Raw genomic sequence first — 17584 nt, forward strand, 5'->3', positions numbered from 1 at the left:
TTCATGTCTGTTATAGATTGTGCTTTATAAGGTCATACCCTCAATAGATTTACGCCTAAATATATCTCATGGATATATACTCTTTAGGCGCTTCATCCTAAAAAATCCAAATTTATTTTAACCTACTCTTGATCATCATTTATTTTCTTCTCATACTTTCTTTTTATATATTTTGCTGAGTTTTCTATATACGGATATACTGTACTTTCATTTATATTCATTTTATCAAGATCTTCTAGTATTCTCTCTTTTTCATTCTTACAAATAATTATACGTTCAATTGAAATCTCAGGCGTTCCAAAATCTGACATCATCATTTCCGTGCCAAATAAAAGAAATGATCCTGATTGTGATAAAATTCGTCCATTGCTTTTCTTACCTTTGACGCATAGTATTTCCTTCAAATCATTTGGTATAATTTTGTTAAGAAAATATGATTTATCTTCTTTTATGAAATGAAGAAGTCTCCCGACCTCAGGAAGAGCATTAAAGTGGTTAATTTTAGTAATTGACTCAGATTTGTTTTTATCTTTTTTATATAAATCTAGTTCATAATCATTCAATAAATACTCTTCTTTTTGGACATTATTACCTATAGACTCCTTGTCATTTACCGAAAGCCGCGATATATTTGCCAAACAGTTAACTGTATCTGAATCAAAAAATTTTATTGATTTCTGATTTATGAAAAAAACTACAACCTCTCCATCTTTTTTATTGCTATGAGAAGAGCAGGCGAAGTAAAGAGCCATCAGAGGATTTGAGGTTATATCCAACAGACGAGTTGGTAATGAATAATGTTGCATACGAACAAGTTTCTCTAATGTTGTTCTGTCTTCATTAAAATCGTTAGGATTTTCAACCAACAATTCTGTTGCCATTACATTTTCATAATTCCTATATAAATAGCGGCCATTATCATCAGTTCTATTGATAGAAGGCTCAAGTTTATATTTGACATCACTATGCCCACGATAGAATATATCATAACCTTTTTTCTTTTGTTTAGATAAAACATGCTCCATGAAAATATTTAACGATGTCGCTTTGAATGAAACAATTTTGTCAGAAGCTTTATCTTCCAGTGGGATACGTAGGTCATATTCATCTAAATTATTTTGAAGATTTATCCCATGGCTTTCAATAATAGAATAAAGATTTAGATCTTTAATAGCCCAATGGGTTCGCATTATTTCAAATTTAGAAAGACCAAGTGAGTATAAAGTTTGATTATTAATTTCTCCCTCTGAAATTCTTTGCGTAAGATTGTATTCAAACTCTACTTTATATCTATCAGCAGTTATAGATTTTAACGAGCCAACAAACGCCTCACCTTGCAAATTTTCCACTAGAAATAAGCAGGGTAATTCTTTTATTTCCTCAATTTGTTCCTTAGTGAGATCCTTGTATTTCCTAACTAATTTATCTTCAGTATGCTCTAAAAACCTAGACCTTGTAAATTCATAACTTCCATTGGCTTCATTCCATGCCTGAGTATCTGCTGTAACGAATAGATTATACACTTTTATATTCCTTATTTTATATAGAAACTTACAATGTGTAATTTACGATTTTATCGTGATCCTTTAAACATTTAAAATCCACCAAAAGAGTTTACAGGTAGATACGCCTCCCCAGTCTGAGATGAATGACGTCTTATACGTGTAACTATCTCATCAAACTTCATGCCACCAGATAAAAATAAATATAAATGGCTATAGTCTAGTAATATTAGAGGTGTTCGACTGCCCGATGATTCACTTATGGCAACAGAGGAATAACCAGATACAGAAATCATTACAGCCATTGTATTATCTGCCATTTTGCTTACTTTAGCTTTTAATGAATCTATATCTGTAGCATCAGACTGTGTTTTTTGAAATTTTAATTCAACAAGATACGTTGTACCATCAATGGTTATGGCTCCATCTACTTGCCTACCATTAGTTTTATATGGCTTTTTACAAACGATTTCGCAATAGTCTATGAGCTTGAAAAACCATTTTTCGAATTCATAGCCACCATTTTGTGTTCCAATTTTATTATGCAAACACTCAAACTCAGATTTTAACTTAATTAAATCTGTTACGGAGCGTTTAATTTCAGCCCTCTCTTTTTCTGCTCGCGCCCTGAATTCTTTTTTCTCTTTTTCATTCTGATGTTCTTCATTTTGTTTTTTAATATACGATTTCAAATCTCTTACAGCACTTGTTGCTGACTGGATCATTTGTAAGGAATCCTCCCAGCCTCTTAAATCTGGAAAAGAAGTCTGCTCAGAAAGATTAATTGCCATCAGACAAATAACATTATTACCTTTTGCATTACTTTGCAGTTTAGGGAATAAACGATCTAAGAAAGCCCTCTTTGACTCATCCTCTCTCCACGTTGAAATAAAGTTTTCGGAAATATGTGAAGACAATAAAAATTTCTTCAGTGCCGGTTTACGCCAAAAGGATCTTAAAAGAGCTTCGTAGACAAGTGAGATTAATACTGGTGTTACTTTAATGTTCAAATCAATGTCCTTACTGGTTAGACGACGCCCTTAAAAAACGCTTGATGCTCACAGAGTTAAGTTGCGAATTTTACCATAGTAAATATGAGGTTGATCAAGAGATAACGCAAAAATAGTAAGCAAGCATAAGCCCCGGCAGGCGTCATGCTCACTGCTGTTCAATCCACGTATAATTTTCCCGCACAAGCGTAGCTCAGCAGGCTCAGCCATCTTAATACTACCGATGCGTATGGGAAGCTCACCTTCTCGCTGGCACAGCTTCTTAATGGATTGCCACTCCTCAGCTTCTGTTTCCATGTGAGCTGTGAGCGAATCAAAAGCACCTTCGGCTACGACTATGGTAGTTTCTTTATCTGTTTCATTATCAGCCGATTCTGTTTCAGGCACCTCGGCCAGTTCTTCTTCCAGTCCGGCCAAACTCGCTTTCAGCTCATCAAGGCTACCGGCAGCATCTCTCGGCGCATAGAAGAACAGCCCACTAATGAAGATAGCCTCCATAACCCCACTGAAAGAAAACGAGGTATCACCATAGACAAAGCAGCTATGCTTGGAACTCTTTACCCCTGATATGCTCTTCTTCAACAATCCGTCTTTCGCAGAAGTCATCAACGTCTGTTTGCTATAGAGGATTACAGGCAGGTTTTTAATTTCGTGAATATCACCGCTGATACTCCAGCGTTCTTTATCACCCTTAATGAAACCTGAAGCATCGCAGCTACTTTCTATGTCAAACTCATCAGTCGGGAACCGATCGCGATTAAAATAGACCGAAAAATCTTCCCCTTCTTCCATTTCCTGACGCTTGTAAGCACGGTAAACCGAGCTTCGACGGTCAATTCCGATCCATTCAATATCCCATGTCGTTGGCCCGGACGGTTTTCTTACCTCATCTATATAAGCACCAACATCTCTGTCCAGATAAGCTGCTAACAACGCCTTCCATGGCTCTATAGCCATGAAGATACTTGCCAGCGTTGTTCCTTCTTCAATCAGAGTCGTATGGTGGAAGAAGCGAAGAAGAAAAAAGGGATCGGTATTGGCTATCGTGTTCTGGATGGATAGCAATGGAACCGCCGAGGTTTCATCGTAATCGGACTGAAACCGCAGTATTGCATCGGAACAAAAAATTAATTTACCTTCCATAGCTCATCGCCTCCTGACGCTATCAGACAATGCATTTTACCAGAACACTGCCACTTACCGCATTCGACTTTAACCTGACCCATGTTTGTTGATAGCTCTGTATATAGATTCAACCCAAAAGCATTGACCTTATGGATAACATTACAATATCTGAAACTGATAACTCAGATTATAACATCTGTTATTTTATAGTTTCTTCACTCATCTGTGTGAGTTCCGAAACCAAGCGAATATAAATATTTTTCAACCTATCTTTATCGCAACGACTTACAGACTCCGATAACAGATAATGGCTATAATTATTGACATAAATATCATTGCCATTTTCAAGAGTGAGTTTTATTCCATGTTCAGTATCTTCTACTTTGTTTACAATACAGATCATAAATGGTGTTTTCTCATGGGGATGAAAGAGTGTTATCATTTGATATTTTTCATTTGATTTTTTCCTTTTTTATTTTTTACTATTTAATACTACATCGCGATCGTGAAAATCAAATTTATTTATGTTTTAACCATGATTTTTCCTCTTATTTTTAAACTACTTTTTGAAAAAATCTTTATCTCTGTGCTGACGCACGGCTACGCCCTGACGCTGACATTTTTATTTTATTCATCTCCTGCCTGTTAAATAAAAAGAAAAGTACTCGATCATTGTTTGATCTCTTTTCCTCATGATGATGAATTTAGATCCTATGTTTAAACATAGTTTTTCCCTTTAGACATATAGCATTTGCTCTTAAACGCACAGGAAAACTATATCCTTGGTAGCAGCACTTAGTGATTGTTCGCAACAATCACTCTGCTGTGAGGAGCTTGTCTCCGATAATGATGGATTTATCCAAAAAAGATCGCGTCGAAGACGCATATAAAGTAAAAGGAATATTAATTAAGCATTCCAAATAAAAGCAGCATTTCGTGATTGTACAAAACAATCACTGGCTGTTCATAACATAAAGTAAAGATCAAGAACAAAATCAAACGGTGCCATTTTCCCGGCACACTCCACGTTAAGGTTATTAAACATATTATAGTATTAATGATTCATAACCTATTATATTTAAAAGAGATTTTACGGAAAAAGTTTCCTGTACGGAAATTTAAGTTTCTTCTGTGGAAACCGAAGTTTCCTGTACAGAAACCAAAGTTTCTCCTGTGGAAACTTTTTGATAGTTAAAATTCTCCAAAAAAGTGAACGCTATTTCGCAAAAGTGTATTATTTTTCCTTTTTTCACATTTATTTTTGACAAAAGCACATGCTGCATTATATATAAAGAAAACAACAATAATAAAAAGGAAAAACCATGAGCATTGATTACAACACAATAATGACCTCCAGCAGTGAACAGGTGGAAGATTATATCAACAAAAATGATTTTACAGACAAACAGAAACTGGAGATTTACAGTTTCTATAACAGAAACAGAAAAGATAAAATAACCGTAAATGTAAAAAAAGAGAGAAGTTCTGATATTCAACCGGGAATAGCCTATGTTCATGCTTTTCTTGATAATCTGGAAAAGCTCGGAAAAAATATGTCTGGCGCAGAATACACAATAATGATCCGCTTATGTAAACTCATGCAGCATGGAAACCTCATTGCCAGTATATCTCAGTCGGCACTCGCAGAAGAGCTTAATATGAGCAAATCTAACGTGTGTAAATGCTGGAACAAGCTAGTAAATAAAGGCATTCTGGTCAAAGAAGGGAAGCATACCATGATAAACGCAAATCTATTTCTGAAAGGCCAGTACAGAACATTAAATGCCACAAGGAAAGAATATGTTAAGAAGTCGCTGAGAACGACCAGTGAAGGTATAGAAGACGTATTCGTCACCGTTTATAAAGATACGGTACTTACAAACAACGCAGAAAAACCCATCGATAAAGGAGATGATAAACCTTTACTTTCTACTCCCGACGAAGATATTGACTGGGACTCTGTTTCAGAAGATGACATTTTTGTTGATTATCCTGAAGATGTTGATCAAAAAGAAAGAATATAGTTTTCATCTGAATATTATCATTCTTATTTCCCGGTTATATTTGACACTTACACTATATCTCGTAATATAAATATATCCACTGTTTTATTTACGAGGTATATATGAGGAAAGTAAAATTAGACAATGATGATTTAATTCAGTATCTGAACACCATCAAAGCATTAAAAAAATATCCAACGATGTCTGAATACAGAGATGAATATCGCAGATTAAGAACCAATGACTCCCCCTTGATTGAAGCAAAAGAATTTAAATCTGCGCACACTAATCTCCTTAGATTAGACCGAAAGAAAAAATCACTGCTTGAAAAATTTATTGAAGAACTTAATCCTATTAGCCATGCATCGGCTCTTGCATCCAAGAGCCTTGAGAAGGTTCAGGAATCCATGCTCTACAGAAAAACTTTATTAGAAAAAACACCTGATGAACTCTTCGCTCTCGTCATAAAGCTGCGCACAGAAGCGGCTCTTGAGTTCCAGCGTTCTGTTGAGCAAAGTCTTGAGCAACTTTCAGATATATCTTCTGATTTTAATGCATCAGCAACAAAGCGCCGAAAATTTTCTATCTAGAATAAAACTACCATACTGGCAGTATATTACCAATATGGTGGTTTTATTTTATAACTCATGTGGTGATACACGATCACGCTCCATTTTCTTAAGCAACTGTTGTAATCTTTTTGCCCTTAGCTTTTGAGCCTTCTTCTCACCAATCTCCTGATAGTATTCTTCCCGACGCTCCGCAACAACTTTGCGGAACTTCTTCAAAAACCGTTCCAGTGTTTTCATATCTGTTGCCGCAGCTTCGGCTTGGATTTTTTTATACATATACAACATATGAAATTCATCAATCATTTTTGGCTCCTGTTTTTATTTACTGTTTTTTAGTTAGCCCCTTGCGGGGCAACTTTTAGAACTCATTTCCTGAATCGTTCTGAATGGCACACCAACACAACAGCAATCTGCTCGAAGTTAACTTCATTAATACTCCCACTATCACCTTCTTGGGTTGTAAATCTCTCAAAGTTATTCTGAATATGGTCAATGATGTTCATAATAAATGGACTCATGAAATCAGGATCATCAAGATAGTCATTAGCGTCTCCATCTCCATTCACTTCCTGAAAAAGCTTCCAGCTTGCCTCCAATGATCTTATAGCAAGATCAAGGAACAGCTGTGTAGACTTATTTGTTACTACAGTTTCTTTAGACATAATCAATCCTCATTTTTACATGTTTGTTTGACTTATTTAGTCCCGGAATAGGAATAAACAGATAACTACTTTTTATAAACCAGATTAATGATCACTGATCCGTAACTTAAATCCATCTCACTGACCAGTTCGTTATTAACATAACTGTTCAACGCATCTGTCAGGTTTTCATCATCCATTACTTCCTCGGCTGAATACCCGCATAGCGCAATGAACGTACTGACGCTTGCTTGGATGGTGCAGAGTATTTCAGGTGTTTGCTCACATAGCAGACTTACTGATATTGCAATATTATCATTCATTTAAATGTTCCTTTATTAAGTTGATTATTAGCCCCTTGCGGGGCCATATACTGACCACATGACCATTAGTTTGAGTTAAAAATAACGTTGTGCATATGTCTCAGATTCACTTTGACCTCATCGAATAAAACATCTCTGAGAGAGCCTGAGCTTTTACACTCCTTAAGAAACTTATTAAATCCTTCCTTACTGTTTTCTATTACCTTGTCAAAAACATCATCCATATATATTCTGTCTTCAACCATTTTAACAAATCTATCGCCCATGTATTCCTGCATATTACTGATATAAAGCTCATAGCAATAAAATGACTTCACAAGGAATAATCTGGTAGGTTCATTGTAAACTTTGATTTCGTGGACTTCTGTTATTGCTTTACTCATTTTTATTTCCTTCTTTATTTTTAAGTGAACGTCCCCCTACAGAAATCTGTATGATTTTGGTAAGGGATATTATTTACAACAGTTTTATTTTCTTATTTTTACATAAAACCCCCTTAGATCATTATATGGATAATATTTGTTAAACTGCTTGTTTTCGTGATGCCTGAATAGCTCGTTCAATCCACGCATCCACCTCACTTTCAATAAAGGCGATTGCTCTTACACCTGTTTTTATCTGTGCGGGAAAGCAACCCGCTTTAATAAGCTCATATATCCATGTTTTGCCGAATCCAGTTCTGTTCATTACCTCAGGTAAACGAATAAGCTTGGGATGTTTATCTGTTTTGATTTGAACCATATTTATCTCCTGTGTTGTTCGATGAGATAATTGTATGGGTTTTTCTTGTGATTTAAGAGGGACGTTCGAGAAGAAGTTTTTTACGCAGATTTTTGGGAGGATAAAAATAGGGTATGTTCAGGTTGAGTGAATGTAGGCGATATCCGCATTGCGCAACACACCGCCTCCGGGAATGTCAGTCCTCACCGAGTTCGTCAGTGATGAGATCCTGAACCTTCCAGTGTCTTCTGTCGTCGTATCTGTATGTAAAATCGACAAAAGACCGATAGTGAGCAAGCTTTGTCAGATATTTTACTGCCAGCGGATGGTCTGTAGACTTCATTTTCTCAACATCACGAATACCGTCTTTAAACTCGTCCGGGTAGATAAAACTGGTAAGCTGCGGCATACCAATCCTGACCTCTTCATCCTGCGCCCAGAACAGCAAATCCATGATGGGAATGATGTTGTAATCGAGTATTCTCTTGAGGTTGCTGACCCCAAAGCGAAAATCTCTGGCTGGAGGCTCAGGAGCCTGTAGTTGTTCTTTCCACTCAGGCACCATCACTTTCAGGTGATTGATGATTTCTTCGGATGACGTTTCCGCCAGATTAATTTGAACAAGCATCAACCCTTCGTTATTTACCCCGGCTTCCTTCAGATAATGCGAGACTTCCATATGAGGTAGGGGTTTTCCTTCCGGGTTAACGTATTTATCGAAAGCAGCCACATAACCCGCCACCTCCCATAGCCCCTTATGTGTGACAGGCTTGATGGCATAGCTGGAAGACAGTCTTTTTTCTGGCCCCCCGAAAACATCACCAAACACGACCTTGCCTTCAATCAGTTCTTCGTAATAGTTCTGATGCCTGCGACGGCTTTCAGGAGGCAACTCCCCACTGTTTTGCCCCATGCGGTAAGCGACAATCCTGTTTTCTATCTCTTGGAAAAGCTGTTCCACTGTCAAATTTTGCAGGACGCTGTAGTTTTCAATGTTGAACCACTCATTAACAGCGCTGGCGATCTCCGCTTTGGTCATGAGGTATCTATCCTTCTGGCTTTACTTATCGCTTTGATATGTTATGAGTAAACATATCGGATTTGATGGCGGTAATCTATTGAATGGAGCAGGGAAAAGCATCGGAACAATCAGTCCAGACATGAAGATCGTTCAGTGAAGTTCAGTAAAGCGTGTTGTCATAACTAATTGAATATAATTGACATTTTTACGATACAAGATTAAAAATGTTGGTAAATATGATGGTAAAAAATAATGCCATTACTTCAATTCCACTAATAACAGGAGATACAGATGAAGTTCGAGTCCAGTCAGAGGAGCCAGATTTTAAAAAGCCCGCCTCGCGCGGGCTTTTGCTTTATGGCATATGTTCTCTACCTTACCCTTACGCCCATCTGAGTTAATCATCGGCGATAGCGCGCTGCGCGCATTTTTGCCGTCATCAGGCTTCACTACGCTTAGCGCTACATAGCGCCTCATTCATAGCGATATTTCTGCGGCTCCGCTGATGCCACGAATCGGTAGTAGCGTCTTCGGCATGTTTTGCCACACCTCAGTTTCCATTCTCTTCTATAAATGAGCGTTAATTACCGTCTGAACTATCAATAACGTTATGAATACACGCTCTGAAATTAATGAATTTACTCACTGGTGGGATATGTCAGGCGAATGGGTCGAGCCACCGAACCAGCGGCGCGGAGGCATGAGCGGCGTACAGCGCATTGAGCTTAACGGCGAAACGCTGTACGTGAAACGCATGACGCATCATCTCTTCCACTCCTGGCGCTATCCTTTTGGCAGGCCTACGATTGTGCGCGAAATACAGGTATTGAACGAAATGAAGCGAGCGGGGATAAATGTTCCGGATATTGTCTACGGTAAAGCGCTAAAAATTGACGGAGAATGGCGCGCCCTGCTGGTAACGCGGGAAATGACGGGGTTTTGTAGTATTGCAGAGTGGTATCAGCGCCGTAAAAGCGCTCCCTGCGCGCCAGAAACGCATCGCGAAATGCTGCGCCAGGTTGCCCAGGCCTTTCACCGCATGCACCGGATCCATCGGCAGCACGGCTGCTGCTACGTGCGCCATATTTTTGTTAAAACGGATGATACGGTTGAAGCCGGTTTCCTTGACCTTGAAAAAAGCCGCCGCCGCTGGCGGAAGCATAACGCCGCGCGCCATGACTTTGCCCAACTGGAAAAGCACCTGGAGCCAATCCCAGTGCAGGACTGGCTCCAGGTCAAAGCGTTCTATGCGCAGGAAAATCAGCGCCGTCAGTTACCGGCGTAATGCGATGGCCCCTCGCCCTGCGGCAAATCGTTCCACACTTGGGTTCAATAACACCCAAACCTGGCACAGGCCCGCAGCTCCCTTATGCCAGCGGGGTAGTGACTTAGACATTGACACTGTTTTTATGGCGATGCGGCGCCGCGCATCGCTGGTTTTGTCATCAAACGCACAAAAATATGGAATTCCCCCTTTGACAAGCCTGCCCGCCGCCGTTAATATTCGCCCCGTTCAAGCGATTCCTCTGTAGTTCAGTCGGTAGAACGGCGGACTGTTAATCCGTATGTCACTGGTTCGAGTCCAGTCAGAGGAGCCAAATTTTGAAAAGCCCGCCCTGTGCGGGCTTTTTGCTTTTCAGATACATCCCCCCCGCGCCTCTCTGATTATTTTCCTCCCCCATGTTGTGACATACTCTTTATTAAATCAGGCAGCCCGGCTCCCGCCGCAAGGAGTAACGATGACTCACCCCACCTCTTCAGGGCTGACGCCCATACAGGCACTCGACCAGCTCGAAGCGTTATATCAAAACGCCGTTGACGCTCTGCGCGGCGCTATCGCGCGCTATATTGACAATGGGGAAATACCTGCGGAGCAGGAACGCAGCGAGGGGCGCTTTGTCTACCCTCAGCTCACCGTAAGCTGGCAGGGTGATACTCAGCGCGCTCCGCGCACGCGCGCCTGGGGGCGCTTTACTCACCCGGGCTGTTATGTAACAACCATTACTCAACCCGCTTTATTTCGCGCTTATCTGGAACAACAGCTTACCTCGCTGTATCACGATTATGCCGCGCATATTAGCGTTACTCCGTCCCGGCATGAAATCCCCTGGCCCTATGTCCTTGATGGCTCCGGTCTTGAGCCAGATCGTTCCATGAGCGCCGGGCTGAAGCGCTATTTTCCAGGAATGGAACTGGCGCAAATTGGCGATGAGACGGCAGACGGCCAGTTTCATACGACAGAAGACTATCCGCTGTCGCATTTCGACGCGCGCCGGGCCGACTTTTCCCTGGCGCGCCTGCGCCATTATACCGGCACGCAGCCTGAACACTTTCAGCCCTTTGTCCTGTTCACCAACTACAGTCGCTATGTGGATGAGTTTGTCAATTGGGGCTGTCAGCAGATTCTCGACCCCGACAGCCCGTATATCGCAATGGCCTGCGCCGGTGGCAATTTGATTACGGCACAAACGCAATCCCATACGCAAAAGCTGTCTGATTTAGCATGGAAAAAACACCAAATGCCGGCCTGGCACCTGATAACCGAGGACGGTCAGGGTATTACGCTCATTAATATTGGCGTTGGCCCGTCGAATGCAAAAACTATCTGCGACCATCTTGCGGTGCTGCGTCCTAAGGCATGGCTGATGATCGGTCACTGCGGCGGGCTGCGCGAAAGCCAGGCAATTGGCGACTATGTGCTGGCGCACGCTTATCTGCGCGACGATCGCGTACTGGACAGCGTATTACCGCCGGATATTCCCATCCCCAGCATTGCAGAAATTCAGCGCGCTCTGTATGACGCCACCCGGCTGGTCAGTGGAATGCCGGGCGACGAGGTTAAACAGCGGCTACGCACCGGTACGGTAGTTACCACCGACGATCGTAACTGGGAGCTGCGCTATGCCGCCTCCGCGCTGCGCTTTAACCTAAGTCGGGCGGTCGCAATTGACATGGAAAGTGCGACCATCGCCGCACAGGGATATCGTTTTCGGGTTCCTTACGGCACGCTACTGTGCGTTTCGGATAAACCGCTGCACGGTGAGATTAAACTCCCGGGCCAGGCAAACCGTTTCTACGAGGGCGCTATCTCAGAGCATTTGCAAATAGGCATTCGGGCTATCGATCTTCTGCGTGCAGAAGGTGAAAACCTACACTCACGTAAGCTGCGAACGTTTAATGAGCCACCTTTTCGCTAACCGTTACTGCGTTACTGCGTTACTGCGTTACTGCGTTACTGCGTTACTGCAGAATAAATCAGCAATCGCACTGATTTATCAAAACAGATTTTGACAACCTAAAACGGCGCCGCTACTATGCGCCCGTTGTTACGATTCCTCCGTAGTTCAGTCGGTAGAACGGCGGACTGTTAATCCGTATGTCACTGGTTCGAGTCCAGTCGGAGGAGCCAGATTAAAAAAGCAGAGGCCTGGCCTCTGCTTTTTTATTGCCAACTGGAAACCACGTCCTGTGGGCGTGGCCATTAACAGGTTTTGGCTCTGCCTTGTTGTTTTGGGATTTAAATCTCACAAAACTGGCAGAAACTTCTTTTTAAGGGATTTGGTATGCCCCTCTGGGGCATCAAAGCTATGCCGCCTTCTATGAAGCGGATTTTTACTGCCCGTAAATAACCGCGCATCAGGTTCACTTACCCTGCCGCCTGTGCATAACGCGTTGCTACATTGTCAGAGACATTTATTCGTCGCCGACTGTGGACCTGAGAGGGCGCGGGTACTTCTTCAGCCAGCGCCCGCTCACCATCCGCCAGTAAAAAAGTGCAGCACGCACCGCCCAGTCGAGGAACATTCCAAGCCATACGCCTACAACGCCCATCCCCCACATAATACCAAGCACATAGCCAGCCACCACGCGGCACCCCCACATACCAAGCATTGAAACCCACATAGCAAAGCGCGCATCGCGCGCGCCCTTAATTCCCGCTGGCAATACCCATGACGCAGCCCAAATAGGCATAAACGCAGCATTCATCCAGAGCAGGATTTTAACCACCTCTTTGACATCGGCATCATGGGTGTAAAACGATGCCATCAGCCCGGCAAAGGGCGCGCTTAGCCAGGCAATGGCCGTTAGCCCAAACGTTGAGAGCCAAAAAACGTGGCGTAACTGGCGTTCGGCCTGCCCTATCTGCCCTTTCCCCAAGCGTTTGCCAACAATAATCGTCGAGGCGGAGCCCAGCGCGTTTCCTGGAAGGTTAATTAAACCGGCTATAGAAAAAGCGATAAAGTTTCCGGCGATAACGCTGGTGCCCATCCCGGAAACAAACATTTGAGTTAATAATTTACCGCCGCTGAATAATACAGATTCTACGCTTGCCGGGATCCCAATCCCCAGTACTTCCCACAAAATAGAAATATTAAGAGGCCGGAAATAACTGCGTAGAGAAATGCGCAGAGATTTATACCCCTTTACCAGAACAAACAGGATAGCCAGCGCGCCGATGTAACGGGAGATAGTTAGCCCCAGTCCGGCTCCGATAAACCCCAGCCCTGGCCATGAAAACGCCCCATAAATCAGGATGCTACTAATGATAATGTTCAGGATATTCATGCCACCGTTAACCAGCAGCGGAATGCGCGTGTTGCCTGCGCCGCGCAGCGCGCCGCTTCCAATAAGCGCAATCGCTGCCGCCGGGTAACTCCACGCCGTGAGCTCCAGATAGCTCAATGCCAGCAGTTTTACCTGCGGATTTGCCGCCCCGGCAATCACGTCAACAATATGCGCGCCGGCGATGTGAATAACGATAGTTAGCACAATAGCGATAAGCGTCATCAGCACCAGGGATTGCCGGGTAGCTGCCCGAGCGCGCTTGCCCTGCCGTTTCCCCAGACTGAAAGCGACGACTACCGTGGTCCCGAGATCCACGGCGGCAAAAAACGCCATGATAACCATATTGAAACTGTCGGCTAATCCTACGCCAGCCATGGCTTCTTTACCGATCCAGCTTACGAGGAACGTACTCAGTACGCCCATTAACAGAACGCAGGTATTTTCCAGAAAAATGGGGATCGCCAGCGGCGCTATTTCACGCCAAAACAGTGTGCGATAGCTTTTGCGTCTTGGGTACCAGGGGGTGCGCTCTATCGCCCGGCGCAGGGCGGCATAAAGTTCCAAGTGAGGCCCGTCTTAGCAGTTTGAAACAACATTTCAATCATGAGCTATAACCATTTATCCCGCAAAGGCTTTTTGTAGTAAAGTCCGCCTTCGCGTTGCGAAACTGTTGAAGAATCAAGCAAACGACACCCGAATCACCGCACAGCGTTTGACAAAAAATTTTTCCCCGTTAAGATACCCCAACACGATTCCTCTGTAGTTCAGTCGGTAGAACGGCGGACTGTTAATCCGTATGTCACTGGTTCGAGTCCAGTCAGAGGAGCCAGATTTTAAAAAGCCCGCCTCGCGCGGGTTTTTTGTTATTTTTATGCCACTCTTCGTGCCGCCAGAATATCTTTTATCCGACATCCTTAAGGTAACAAAATCCCGCAGCCGCTTTTTACTGACGACAGCCATTACGGTACGCGCCTGGCGTTAAGCGGCAAGCGCTAGCGGGCATTACGCTGGATATATGGCAACGTTTATTTGCGGCGAATATGACGCGGCCCCGGCGGCGGTGATACCATAACATCACGTACAGGCAGTTTCAGGATAAGCCCAAGTTCACCTGGCGCATCGGCATTTACAAGCAGCATATTACCCGTCTTCGTGCTGAATTAGGCGCTGAGCTATCCGGCAAGCCTGATTCAGTAAAATAGCTGCCTTCCTGGAAGGCGGCATTGCTTTGATGCCCCAGAGGGGCATACCAAATCGCTTAAAAAGAAGTCTCTGCCAGTCCTGTGAGATTTAAATCCCAAAACAATAAGGCAGAGCCAAAACCGAGTCGATAGCACGCCCACAGGACGTGGTTTTTAGTTAAGAATAAAAAAACCGCCGGGGAAAACCGCCGGCGGCGATGGCTATTCGGGATGAATGCGCGGATTACTTCGTTTTGCCTGCGGCCTGGCCCTTAACTTCTCCCATGGCTTTCAGTTTAGTAGAGATGTCTCGACGCTCTTTCGACAGTTCGGCGTTTTTGATGATGTAATCATCAACCCGGTCTTCGTAGTCGGTTTTCATATTCTCAATGATCCCCTGAATCGCTTCTACGCTCATGTCCGGCTTAATGTAATCGCTCAGGTTATCCAACAGCAGGACGCGCTTTTGGTTATCGCGAATTTTTTTCTCGACGTCCTGAATTTCACGCTTCAGTTTATTTTTACGGCGGAATAAACGGACAAACTCCAGAACATCCTGAAAAGACGCTTTTGTATTTTCCATGGTGACACCCCTATTTTGAGACTTGGATTCTTTCAGAACTACGCGCTGTGTGGGTACATTTCACGGCAGCGGCAAAATAATTCTTTTCGCTGTTCTACCAGACTGGCCGGTAAGCGAAAACAACGGGCGCATCAGCGCGTTGGTATTGACCGACATCATAACCCTAAACGGACCTGAATCGAAACAGCGCGCTACGTTTACGCGATCCGATGCAGATTATTTACGCAGTGCGCGCACCATTAACTGAGAGAGCAGCTCTAGCTGACGCACTAATTCAAGGCTAATCCAGGCATAGCCGTAAATATGCGCCGTTTCAACCTGCCCGGTACTGCGTTCCTGCACCAGCTGGCGCAATTCACCGGCGATTTCGGCAAGCGCTTCGCCGTTACGTTTCACCGGCTGCGGATTACCGTCGAGCAGCGCCTGCGCAAGCGCCTCAAGGGTTCGCGTAGTCATATGCTGTGTGTCGAGCAATGTATGAGAGTTCAGCATCACGAAATGACTCGCGCGGGAGGCCCACCAGGCGTTAATTTGCAATTCAAGCGTTGCGACAATATTGCGACTTACCGTCTGTATTGCTTCAAAAATCGCTTTCTGGGTATGGGTTTCTTTGCTCGCAGGCACAATTAATTTCCTCAACCCCACCACATCACCCAGCAGCTGTTGCAATGGAGCTTCCAGACGCGGGCGGCTCACCAAATTAGGCGACAGCCCGGCCTGCTGCAGGCGGCTAAACCTCAAGATAAAATCGGCAATATGAATTCGCCACAGTATGAAAGCCCGCTGGGGCCAGACGCTGGTAAATAACATGGCCAGCAGCGACCCAAAAACCACATCTCCGGCGCGCCACAGCGCGGTGCCTATCTGCCCCGGCGGCGCGCTCACAACCACGGAAAGCGTAATACCAATCAATAAGGCCCGGTACGGCTTTTTGCCTAGCGCCAGATAGCCGCAAAGAAATATCCCTATTGCGCACCATGCCAGCATGAGCGGCAATGACCAGGGTTCCAGCTTCAGAGCAATTAACCCCAGCGCGGCGCCCAAAATAGTGCCACCGATTCTGTCAAATGCGCGCGGCACCACGTTTCCTAAAAAGGAGATAGGCCCCATAACCACGACCAGCGTGATTAGCGGCCAGCTGCCTTCAGGGACCTCGACCAGCCGAACCAGCAAAAACGTCAGTACAAATGCAAATGCCACCCGCACGCCGTGGATGACTCGGTAGTGGCGATAAAGGCGAAGGTCAAAAGCCGTTAATGATTTATCCGGGCGCAAAGCCGTTCTCCATCATGAGGTAAACACGCACACCGCACAGTGTAACCTGAATGCTCGCCATACAGGCTGACCGTTCATGGAAAAACGCGCTCTCCCCCTTTTCACTGCACAAAACATTCATATGCCCGGGTTGCCCAACTGATTAAAAATCACAACATATTTAATATTTTTTAACAAAAAACATTTAGCTTTATTCTTTTCAACGTTTTCTTTACAAACAAAATATAATTACCCTGTACGGCACTTTTACCGTGCGCACTTCTGCGCCGGTTTCATAAGCTTTTTAAGCGATGTAAAGGAAGCGACATGCGCAAACCACTTAAAACCCTGCCGGGCGTTACGCGGCGGCAGGTTCTTACATGGTCTGGCGCGGCGTTCGCGCTGAGCGCGGGTTCCGCAAAAGCGACCTCACTCTCCGGCCCACCAGGCTGGCAGCCCTTCTCTGATAATCCTCCGGAAACCTTTGATAACAAAGGCTGGTTATTCCTTAACGAAAATGAAGTCACTACGCTGGAAGCCATAGTTGACCGTTTGATTCCCGCCGATGAGTTAAGTCCCGGCGGTAAAGAAATGGGGTGCGTGGTGTTCATCGATCGCCAACTGCACGGTTTTTACGGCAACTTCGAGCGTTTATATATGGAAGGCCCGTTTCAGGATGGCGCGCCGGAACAGGGCGATCAGTCGCCGCTAACGCCGCGCCAGCGCTATCGGCTGGGGCTCGCCGCGCTGGACGATTACACCCGCAGGCACCACCATAAACGCTTTCATGAACTGGCACCGGAGCTGCAGGATAATCTGCTCAGCGGGCTTGAAAACGGTGATATCACGCTCGATGGCATTGATGGCAGCGTATTTTTCGCCCAGGTGCTGAGTAATACGACAGAAGGCTTTTTTGCCGATCCTATTTATGGTGGTAATCGCGACATGGCCGCCTGGAAAATGATTGGTTTTCCGGGTGCGCGCTACGATTACCGGGATTTTATCGAAAAACATAATGAAGATTTGCGTCTGACCCCCGTCAGTATCACCGGCAGCGCGGCCTGGATGAAAAAAGGATAAAGA

18 protein-coding genes and 3 tRNA genes are annotated in these 17584 nt (G+C 44.2%); 8 read left to right on the top strand and 13 right to left on the bottom strand.

Going from position 1 to position 17584, the window contains the following annotated elements:
• Window positions 1-122: 122 nt before the first annotated feature.
• The 4 genes from SFA31_RS16455 to SFA31_RS16470 form a co-directional block, all read right to left on the bottom strand.
• Window positions 123-1523, bottom strand: coding sequence for an FRG domain-containing protein (locus SFA31_RS16455; RefSeq protein ID WP_109241369.1), 1401 nt, complete (start codon window positions 1521-1523; stop codon window positions 123-125).
• Window positions 1524-1594: 71 nt separating this feature from the next.
• Window positions 1595-2512 (bottom strand): restriction endonuclease, encoded by a 918-nt coding sequence (locus tag SFA31_RS16460; RefSeq protein ID WP_220137583.1) that lies wholly within the window; start codon window positions 2510-2512, stop codon window positions 1595-1597.
• Between the two features lie 48 nt (window positions 2513-2560).
• Window positions 2561-3655, bottom strand: a complete 1095-nt coding sequence (locus SFA31_RS16465) for a hypothetical protein (RefSeq protein ID WP_249424274.1) — start codon at window positions 3653-3655, stop codon at window positions 2561-2563.
• Window positions 3656-3836: 181 nt separating this feature from the next.
• Window positions 3837-4079 (bottom strand): hypothetical protein, encoded by a 243-nt coding sequence (locus SFA31_RS16470; RefSeq protein ID WP_249424275.1) that lies wholly within the window; start codon window positions 4077-4079, stop codon window positions 3837-3839.
• A gap of 880 nt (window positions 4080-4959) precedes the next feature.
• Between SFA31_RS16470 and SFA31_RS16475 the strand changes: the two genes are divergently transcribed.
• Both SFA31_RS16475 and SFA31_RS16480 read left to right on the top strand, forming a co-directional pair.
• Window positions 4960-5661: a helix-turn-helix domain-containing protein gene (locus SFA31_RS16475; RefSeq protein ID WP_038424691.1), complete on the top strand. Its 702-nt coding sequence runs from the start codon at window positions 4960-4962 to the stop codon at window positions 5659-5661.
• Between the two features lie 101 nt (window positions 5662-5762).
• Entirely contained in the window at window positions 5763-6230 is a 468-nt protein-coding gene (locus SFA31_RS16480; RefSeq protein ID WP_322838957.1) for a DUF4756 family protein, read from the top strand.
• A gap of 48 nt (window positions 6231-6278) precedes the next feature.
• On the opposite strand, the gene SFA31_RS16485 is transcribed toward SFA31_RS16480, so the two are convergent.
• The 6 genes from SFA31_RS16485 to SFA31_RS16510 all read right to left on the bottom strand — a co-directional run bounded on the left by SFA31_RS16485 (window position 6279) and on the right by SFA31_RS16510 (window position 8935).
• On the bottom strand, window positions 6279-6515 hold the full coding sequence (locus tag SFA31_RS16485; RefSeq protein ID WP_045328752.1) for a DNA-binding protein: 237 nt from the start codon (window positions 6513-6515) through the stop codon (window positions 6279-6281).
• Between the two features lie 62 nt (window positions 6516-6577).
• Window positions 6578-6874 carry a hypothetical protein gene (locus tag SFA31_RS16490; protein WP_000032534.1) on the bottom strand — a complete coding sequence of 99 codons (297 nt, stop codon included), beginning with the start codon at window positions 6872-6874 and terminating at the stop codon, window positions 6578-6580.
• A 65-nt stretch (window positions 6875-6939) separates the two neighbouring features.
• The gene (locus SFA31_RS16495; protein ID WP_143439894.1) at window positions 6940-7176 is read right to left on the bottom strand and encodes a hypothetical protein; all 237 of its coding nucleotides are present in this window, start codon (window positions 7174-7176) and stop codon (window positions 6940-6942) included.
• Window positions 7177-7241: 65 nt separating this feature from the next.
• Window positions 7242-7559 carry a hypothetical protein gene (locus tag SFA31_RS16500; RefSeq protein WP_038424694.1) on the bottom strand — a complete coding sequence of 106 codons (318 nt, stop codon included), beginning with the start codon at window positions 7557-7559 and terminating at the stop codon, window positions 7242-7244.
• Between the two features lie 139 nt (window positions 7560-7698).
• Entirely contained in the window at window positions 7699-7917 is a 219-nt protein-coding gene (locus SFA31_RS16505) for a helix-turn-helix transcriptional regulator (protein ID WP_038424695.1), read from the bottom strand.
• A gap of 175 nt (window positions 7918-8092) precedes the next feature.
• On the bottom strand, window positions 8093-8935 hold the full coding sequence (locus SFA31_RS16510; protein ID WP_109240839.1) for a DUF6387 family protein: 843 nt from the start codon (window positions 8933-8935) through the stop codon (window positions 8093-8095).
• Window positions 8936-9527: 592 nt separating this feature from the next.
• Between SFA31_RS16510 and inaA the strand changes: the two genes are divergently transcribed.
• The 4 genes from inaA to SFA31_RS16530 all read left to right on the top strand — a co-directional run bounded on the left by inaA (window position 9528) and on the right by SFA31_RS16530 (window position 12326).
• The gene (gene inaA, locus SFA31_RS16515) at window positions 9528-10202 is read left to right on the top strand and encodes a lipopolysaccharide kinase InaA (protein ID WP_322838958.1); all 675 of its coding nucleotides are present in this window, start codon (window positions 9528-9530) and stop codon (window positions 10200-10202) included.
• A 237-nt stretch (window positions 10203-10439) separates the two neighbouring features.
• Window positions 10440-10515 (top strand) — tRNA-Asn (locus SFA31_RS16520).
• 141 nt (window positions 10516-10656) lie between these two features.
• Complete coding sequence (locus tag SFA31_RS16525) at window positions 10657-12114, top strand: AMP nucleosidase (protein WP_322838959.1); 1458 nt, start codon at window positions 10657-10659, stop codon at window positions 12112-12114.
• 136 nt (window positions 12115-12250) lie between these two features.
• Window positions 12251-12326, top strand: a tRNA-Asn gene (locus SFA31_RS16530).
• A gap of 284 nt (window positions 12327-12610) precedes the next feature.
• Here the strand turns inward: SFA31_RS16530 and SFA31_RS16535 are convergent.
• On the bottom strand, window positions 12611-14047 hold the full coding sequence (locus tag SFA31_RS16535) for an EmmdR/YeeO family multidrug/toxin efflux MATE transporter (protein WP_322838960.1): 1437 nt from the start codon (window positions 14045-14047) through the stop codon (window positions 12611-12613).
• 189 nt (window positions 14048-14236) lie between these two features.
• Between SFA31_RS16535 and SFA31_RS16540 the strand changes: the two genes are divergently transcribed.
• Window positions 14237-14312: transfer RNA gene (locus SFA31_RS16540), tRNA-Asn, on the top strand.
• A gap of 596 nt (window positions 14313-14908) precedes the next feature.
• Here SFA31_RS16540 and SFA31_RS16545 read toward each other — a convergent pair.
• Together SFA31_RS16545 and SFA31_RS16550 are read right to left on the bottom strand one after the other, a co-directional pair.
• Window positions 14909-15247 carry a DUF496 family protein gene (locus tag SFA31_RS16545; protein ID WP_322838961.1) on the bottom strand — a complete coding sequence of 113 codons (339 nt, stop codon included), beginning with the start codon at window positions 15245-15247 and terminating at the stop codon, window positions 14909-14911.
• A 216-nt stretch (window positions 15248-15463) separates the two neighbouring features.
• On the bottom strand, window positions 15464-16522 hold the full coding sequence (locus SFA31_RS16550) for an FUSC family protein (protein ID WP_322838962.1): 1059 nt from the start codon (window positions 16520-16522) through the stop codon (window positions 15464-15466).
• A gap of 306 nt (window positions 16523-16828) precedes the next feature.
• Between SFA31_RS16550 and SFA31_RS16555 the strand changes: the two genes are divergently transcribed.
• A complete protein-coding gene (locus tag SFA31_RS16555) occupies window positions 16829-17581 on the top strand; it encodes a gluconate 2-dehydrogenase subunit 3 family protein (RefSeq protein ID WP_322838963.1) in 753 nt (250 codons plus the stop codon).
• Window positions 17582-17584: the final 3 nt, after the last annotated feature.

It is taken from the genome of Erwinia sp. HR93, from assembly GCF_034555055.1.
GTDB lineage: Bacteria > Pseudomonadota > Gammaproteobacteria > Enterobacterales > Enterobacteriaceae > Apirhabdus > Apirhabdus apintestini.